Source organism: Thalassolituus sp., assembly GCF_034111725.1.
GTDB lineage: Bacteria > Pseudomonadota > Gammaproteobacteria > Pseudomonadales > Oceanobacteraceae > Thalassolituus.
In genome coordinates this window covers 137023-143022 of sequence record NZ_JAWUWR010000081.1, presented here as the reverse complement: position 1 = coordinate 143022, position 6000 = coordinate 137023, and the positions used below count along the sequence as shown (strand labels likewise).

The window sequence follows — 6000 nt, the reverse complement described above, 5'->3', positions numbered from 1 at the left end:
GACTTGCCGCGATAAGGGCATCAAGGCCAGAAAAATCCCGATCAGCAATTAGCTTACGCAAGCGACTGGTAACAAGGTATTCCTTGCCGTCGCCAAGTAATATTCCACTCGCCGCTTCCAACATCTGTTGGAAGCGGCGATATTCATCACCGCTCATTGGAAATGCTCCAGAGATTTCTGTTACTCACTGGGAACCAGCATTTACCTGACGTACGACTTGTTCAGCCAAGATGTCGGGATCGAACTTCGCAATAAAGTCGTCGGCTCCAACTTTCTCAACCATGGCTTTATTGAATACGCCACTCAATGACGAGTGCAGTACAATATGAAACCCGGCCATACGACTATCGCTGCGAATACGTGTTGTGAGGGTATAACCATCCATTTCTGGCATCTCAATGTCCGAGATCATCATCATGTAATGGTCTTGCAAACGTTCGCCGTTGTCGGCAATCGCTTGCACATGTTCCCACGCTTGGCGGCCATCGTTGAGGGCGACCACTTCAACACCAATATTTTCGAGACATCGGCTTACCTGCTTACGAGCGATTTTGGAATCGTCGACAATCAGTACTTTTCGAGTGCTCGCACGCGACTTCACACCATCATCAATGAGGCCTTCACGAATGGTTTCATTGACCGGCGATACTTCAGCGAGGATTTTCTCCACGTCGATGATTTCGACCAGCACTTTATCCACCTCGGTAACAGCAGTCAGGTAATGTTCTCGACCGGTACCCTTTGGTGGTGGATGAATGGATTCCCAATTCATATTGATGATGCGTTCTACGCCAGCCACCAAAAAGCCTTGGGTTTTACCGTTGTATTCCGTAATGATCACAAAGGCGTTTCGGATGTCTTGCAGGGGCGCATTACCCGTCGCCAAACTCATATCCATAATGGGTATGGTTCCAGAACGAATATGCGCCACGCCTCGCACTACCGGATTACTGCCTGGCAGTACCGTGAGTTTGGGGCATTGCAATACTTCCTTAACCTTGAAAACGTTGATCCCGTAGATCTGACGTCCACTGACCCGGAACAACAGCAACTCTAGTCGGTTTTCACCGACTAGTTTGGTTCGCTGATTGACGGATTCTAAGACACCTGCCATGTACGCATCTCCGGTTTGTAATCCGGCACGACCTTTGCTGAAGAGTTAATTAGATTCAGCAAAGCGCCAGATTTATGACATCTTTATTCAGTAACATCTTGAGCATAGTAGAGAACCGGAAATTGCACCGGATATTTATAGGAATTTTCCTATCAGGACTAACGGTGGGCGCGCCATTGGCAGAAACGGCAGCGGATGACACCTCTTGGCGTGATGCCTTGAGCACCCGCATATTGGCGCAATGGCGAAGCCTGACAACCGACGAGCAGGATGCGGAGGTGTCGTACCCTAACTTCAGTCCACAATACGACCTACCCAAGTGCACTGGCGAACCCATGATTGACCTAATACGCCCGCTGCAACCGGGTCGCAATGGTATTGAGCTGCGCTGCGCTGACCCGTATTGGGTGCAAAACTTGGCGCTGCAATTACATATTTACCGCGACGTTGCGGTGCTACAAAACCCGATTAAGAATGGTGAAATCATTCAGCCTGAACATGTTTCGATGATTCGCTACGACACCGGCGAGCTAGGTAAAGGCTTTTATTTGACGCTTGCGGATGTTGTTGGCTCTGAAGCCAAGCGCAGTTTGCGTACGGGTACTGTGATTAGCCCCGATATGATTGAAGCTGCGGATATCATTGCTCGCGGCCAACCTGTGACTATTCGCTTGAAGCGCCCTGGTATTCGCATAGAAATGGCCGGCACTGCGCTAACGGACGGCCATCTGGGTGAACACATTCGCGTACGCAATGATCGATCGCAGAAGATACTGTCAGCCGAGGTACTAGGGGCTGATTTAGTACAGATCGATTAATTTTTCAAAAAAATATTAAAGTTCGATAATGGGCTGCCGATAACCACAATGCAGGGGTGTAAGATGAACAATTGGCTCGGAGACATAGCTATGAATATCAATAAATTTACCAACGGACTCGACAGCGGTGCTAAAGCCCGTAGTACCGAGCCTGTGAAAACACCGACGACTAACCCGGATACCAAAGCTAAGGAAAGCGCTGGCTTCACTGATCAGGTGAAACTGAGTGCCAGTAGCAAGAGCATCCAGCAGATAGAAGCTGAGATTCGTGACATGCCTGATGTAGATGATGCAACCGTCGAACGCATTCGTTCCGCTATTCAAAACGGCGACTACAAAATCGATTATGAAAAGCTGGCAGGAAAAATGCTTGATTTTGAGGAGCGTTTAAACTGAAAAGGCTGAGGCCATGCAATCGGATACTGAATTTTTTGCCGAGTTATTGAACACCGAGCTCAAGACCACCTGCACCCTGCATTCGGTACTACAGCGTGAACTCAGCGCCCTGTCAGCAAAAGATATGGACGTTTTGCAACGTCTTACCTCTGAGAAAAAAACACTACTGACTGGTCTGCAGCAACAAGCGCAACAGCGCTTACAGTGGCTAACGGACCAAGATCTACCGCACAACAATCAGTGCCTTCAGCGGCATGACCTTGCCGCTCACGGTGATATACCCTCTCTGTGGCAACAACTCATTAAACAGTATGAGCAGAACCAAGATTTATCGGTACGCCTCAGTGAAGTGGTACTTTCACTGAGATATCGCACTCAGCAACAACTGAAAATCTTGCATGGTCGGTATAATGATCCACACTTATATAACAATGAAGGTAAAGCTAGCGGACTTGCGCTAGGTAATAGCTGTATTCAAGCCTGATCGACCATGCTGGGAACGGAACGCATGCCTGAGGAAACAAACCAAGAATACGTATTAACAGAAGCTGAAGACGTATACGGTGCATTGCGTAAAATCGTGCTGCTGGAGGCACCTGTATCTGTAAAAATCGATGATAGTAGCGAAGTTTTTCATTCGGCGATCACGGATACCATTTTTAAAACTCGCAGCTTTTTCATGGATAAGATTATTCCCGAGCATGGCAATGATCTGATTCGTGAAGGTAAACGCTTTGTCATTGAGTGCGATACCCAAGGTGTTCGCATCGAATTTAGAATGTCGGGGCGATTAAAATACAAGCCTGAAAACGAACAATACCGCGCAGAGTTTCCATTAGAGGTGCTGTATTTGCAGCGCCGTACTGCTTACCGCGTAATAGTGCCACCTGCTCATCAAATTTTGATTAAAGTAAAAATGAATGATGAACAAGGCGATCTCATTGGACGCCTATTAGATTTATCGTCCAGTGGTTTTAAGGTGCAATTTGAAGGCGACTGCAAAACTCGCTTGGAAGAACAAAAGCAGTTTCCAGTTGCAAGGGCACGTTTCAACCGCGAAAACACCATGGATTGCAGCCTAGAAGCCCGTCACATCGATGTTAACGAAGAAGCCAACACCCAGTGTGGCTTTGCATTCACCATGCTCTCCCCCGCAGCACAACGCTACCTTGATCGTTTAATAACCGAATTTCAGTGGGAAGAGCGCCAAATCAAACTGCAGCAACCGACAGAGGAACTGTAAAGCTGACAGTCCCTCTTCAGTTCGGTAGAATGCGCCGCAGTCTCCTTATAGCTCAACAGGATAGAGCATCCGCCTCCTAAGCGGACGATCGGGGTTCGAGTCCCTGTGGGGAGGCCATTGTTAGATTTAATTGCCAGCCTTTCTAAATCACACCTCCGCAATAATCGCCCTAGCTCCAGCATTAATAAATTTAAGCGCTTGATTATAGGGTAGGCTGAAATCCGAACTCGTAACCTGCCCTTGGCTTAGGGTATTTACTCGATAATTGTCAGCAAACACGCTGAAACAAGTCGCAACCATAAATTGATGCACACGCAATGCCGTTGCCTGCGGCAAGGTTGGATAGAGCTTAAGCAGTTCGCCAACAAATTGAATCGCTATTGGATTATAAAATTCAGCAATACTGACCAAAATCGGCGACCGCGAGCTGATCAATTGCGCCACTAAGCGCAAGTAATTTCGCCATCCATCCCCTTCCTGGCTTTTCTCATGCAATGGATCGAGAAAAGCCTGAATCCACGCCGATAACCGTTCGTCCGTGCTGGCATTTGGCCGAATGGCGTTCAGATTATCTTGGCGCATGATATTGATAATGGGAGCTCGACGCTTGATAACCTCATAAAACAAGGCTTCTTTACCACCAAACAAGTCGTTCACTTCGGCCACTCTAACCTTAGCTAAACCCGTAATATCGCGCACTGGCACGGCATGATAGCCGTATGAAGCAAACAGAGCTTCGGCTGCGTTGAGTAGAGCTTCTCTATTAGCTATTTGCCGTTGGCTAGGGTGGGGGATTTGTCGCCGAGTAGGTTGTGTCATTATCGACCTTAGCTATTTCATGAAAATACTTGGAACAAATGTTCCGAGTTGCTAGTATGCCTTGGAACACATGTTCCAGCCAATCGAGAATGGCTATGAACGACCATCCAGTTTGGATGTCTGGCCCTTCCAATACGCTAACGCGCTTTGGTGAGGCCCCGCTTTTTCGTAAGGGGCTGTATACCATTGCGCCCGATACGTATGCTTGGATGGTGCCGAATGCATTATAACCAATACTTGGAACCTATATCGTGAGTGAATAATCGATCAACCTTCGGCTTCCCAGCGCACTAGGAGCTATAAATTTATTACGCCATCAGGCGGTTCTTGCTTTTGATTTAAATAAGGCGTTACTTCAGGTGATGCGCCACTTTTAATTGGAGTTTTTATGAAGCGTTTAGACATCACCATCCCGTCCGAAAGTGAGCAACTAGCAGCTTGGCTGTATCTACCCGACTCAACTAAGCCGGCCCCCGTCATTGTGATGGCACATGGTTTAGGCGCTGTGCGTACCATGCGCCTAGATGTCTTTGCGGAAAAATATTGCGAACAAGGCTACGCCTGTTTGGTATTTGATTATCGTTTTTTTGGTGATAGCACAGGTGAGCCACGTCAATTGCTAAGCGTTAAAAAGCAATTAGAAGACTGGGCAAATGCCGTGCGCTTTGCACAGCAAGAAAAACGAATTGATACCACCAAGGTGATTGTTTGGGGTAGCTCATTCAGTGGCGGCCATGTGCTAGCCACTGCTGCTAATGTGCCGGGCATTGCCGGTTCTATGTCGCAATGCCCGTTTACGAATGGTCTAGCCTCAACCTTAGCTTTAAATCCAATTAGCTCAATCAAGGTATCAACGCTCGGCTTTTTTGATCTTATTACTAGCCCATTTAAAAAGACTCCGATCATGGTCGACCTAGCAGGTAAACCCGGTTCAGCGGCCCTGATGTGCGCACATGATGCGTTAAGTGGTTATGAGGCAATCAAGCCACGAAACCATAAGATCCCAGAATACGTTGCCGCACGTTTTGCTTACGATATTATTCGTTATTTCCCGGGAAAAATTGCCGCCAATGTGACCTGCCCTGCACTGATCATTGCTTGTTTAAAAGACACTGTAGCTCCCGTAAAACAGACAATAAAATATGCTGGCAAATTACCGCAAGGACAGCTAGTGAAATTTGATACGGGTCACTTTGATATTTATGTGGGTGAATGGTTTGAAAAAACCGTAACAGTACAATTGGCCTGGCTAAAGCAACATTTTCCGATTTAAGGATAATTAGAATGCGCAAAGAAGAGAAACTATTGACGCCCTCTAATGGTTGGAAAACGCCAAATACCTTGCGTATTGTGCCTGTCAGCGCTGGTAATGCCAGTCTGCTACAGCGCGCTTTTCTGTAGGCAATCGAACGCTTTGGAAAATTAAAAGCAGCCAACCTTTGGTTGTTGATGATGCACAACATGCGCTTATTGAGGGGCATGTTGGGTTTTGCCTCAAAACTCATGCCGTTTGGTGAACTTGATCGTCGTGATACCAAATTGGCTATTTTACGCGTAGCTTGGCTCTGTCGTTCGAGCTATTAATGCTGATCGGTTGGTATCAGGAGTTA

General features: G+C 47.2%; 9 protein-coding genes, 1 tRNA gene and 1 pseudogene. 8 read left to right on the top strand and 3 right to left on the bottom strand.

Translation table 11 applies throughout. The features are described 5' to 3' along the window. A pseudogene (locus tag UXZ23_RS14600) lies at positions 1 to 157 on the bottom strand (chemotaxis protein); the annotation flags it as partial. 27 nt (positions 158 to 184) lie between these two features. After that, positions 185 to 1114, bottom strand: a complete 930-nt coding sequence (locus UXZ23_RS14595) for a chemotaxis protein CheV (RefSeq protein WP_320821277.1) — start codon at positions 1112 to 1114, stop codon at positions 185 to 187. Positions 1115 to 1278: 164 nt separating this feature from the next. Between UXZ23_RS14595 and flgA the strand changes: the two genes are divergently transcribed. The 5 genes from flgA to UXZ23_RS14570 all read left to right on the top strand — a co-directional run bounded on the left by flgA (position 1279) and on the right by UXZ23_RS14570 (position 3688). Further along, positions 1279 to 1932 carry a flagellar basal body P-ring formation chaperone FlgA gene (gene flgA / locus UXZ23_RS14590; RefSeq protein ID WP_320821276.1) on the top strand — a complete coding sequence of 218 codons (654 nt, stop codon included), beginning with the start codon at positions 1279 to 1281 and terminating at the stop codon, positions 1930 to 1932. Between the two features lie 90 nt (positions 1933 to 2022). Beyond that, positions 2023 to 2328, top strand: coding sequence for a flagellar biosynthesis anti-sigma factor FlgM (gene flgM, locus UXZ23_RS14585; protein ID WP_320821275.1), 306 nt, complete (start codon positions 2023 to 2025; stop codon positions 2326 to 2328). 13 nt (positions 2329 to 2341) lie between these two features. Next, on the top strand, positions 2342 to 2812 hold the full coding sequence (gene flgN, locus UXZ23_RS14580) for a flagellar export chaperone FlgN (protein WP_320821274.1): 471 nt from the start codon (positions 2342 to 2344) through the stop codon (positions 2810 to 2812). 24 nt (positions 2813 to 2836) lie between these two features. Beyond that, a complete protein-coding gene (locus tag UXZ23_RS14575; protein ID WP_320821273.1) occupies positions 2837 to 3571 on the top strand; it encodes a flagellar brake protein in 735 nt (244 codons plus the stop codon). Between the two features lie 41 nt (positions 3572 to 3612). Next, positions 3613 to 3688, top strand: a tRNA-Arg gene (locus UXZ23_RS14570). 30 nt (positions 3689 to 3718) lie between these two features. On the opposite strand, the gene UXZ23_RS14565 is transcribed toward UXZ23_RS14570, so the two are convergent. Further along, positions 3719 to 4390 carry a TetR/AcrR family transcriptional regulator gene (locus tag UXZ23_RS14565; RefSeq protein ID WP_320821272.1) on the bottom strand — a complete coding sequence of 224 codons (672 nt, stop codon included), beginning with the start codon at positions 4388 to 4390 and terminating at the stop codon, positions 3719 to 3721. 95 nt (positions 4391 to 4485) lie between these two features. On the opposite strand from UXZ23_RS14565, the gene UXZ23_RS14560 reads away from it, so the two are divergent. The 3 genes from UXZ23_RS14560 to UXZ23_RS14550 all read left to right on the top strand — a co-directional run bounded on the left by UXZ23_RS14560 (position 4486) and on the right by UXZ23_RS14550 (position 5974). Then, positions 4486 to 4620: a hypothetical protein gene (locus UXZ23_RS14560; protein ID WP_320821271.1), complete on the top strand. Its 135-nt coding sequence runs from the start codon at positions 4486 to 4488 to the stop codon at positions 4618 to 4620. Positions 4621 to 4778: 158 nt separating this feature from the next. Then, entirely contained in the window at positions 4779 to 5663 is an 885-nt protein-coding gene (locus UXZ23_RS14555; protein WP_320821270.1) for an alpha/beta hydrolase, read from the top strand. Between the two features lie 188 nt (positions 5664 to 5851). After that, positions 5852 to 5974 carry a hypothetical protein gene (locus UXZ23_RS14550; protein ID WP_320821269.1) on the top strand — a complete coding sequence of 41 codons (123 nt, stop codon included), beginning with the start codon at positions 5852 to 5854 and terminating at the stop codon, positions 5972 to 5974. The last annotated feature ends 26 nt before the right edge of the window (positions 5975 to 6000 follow it).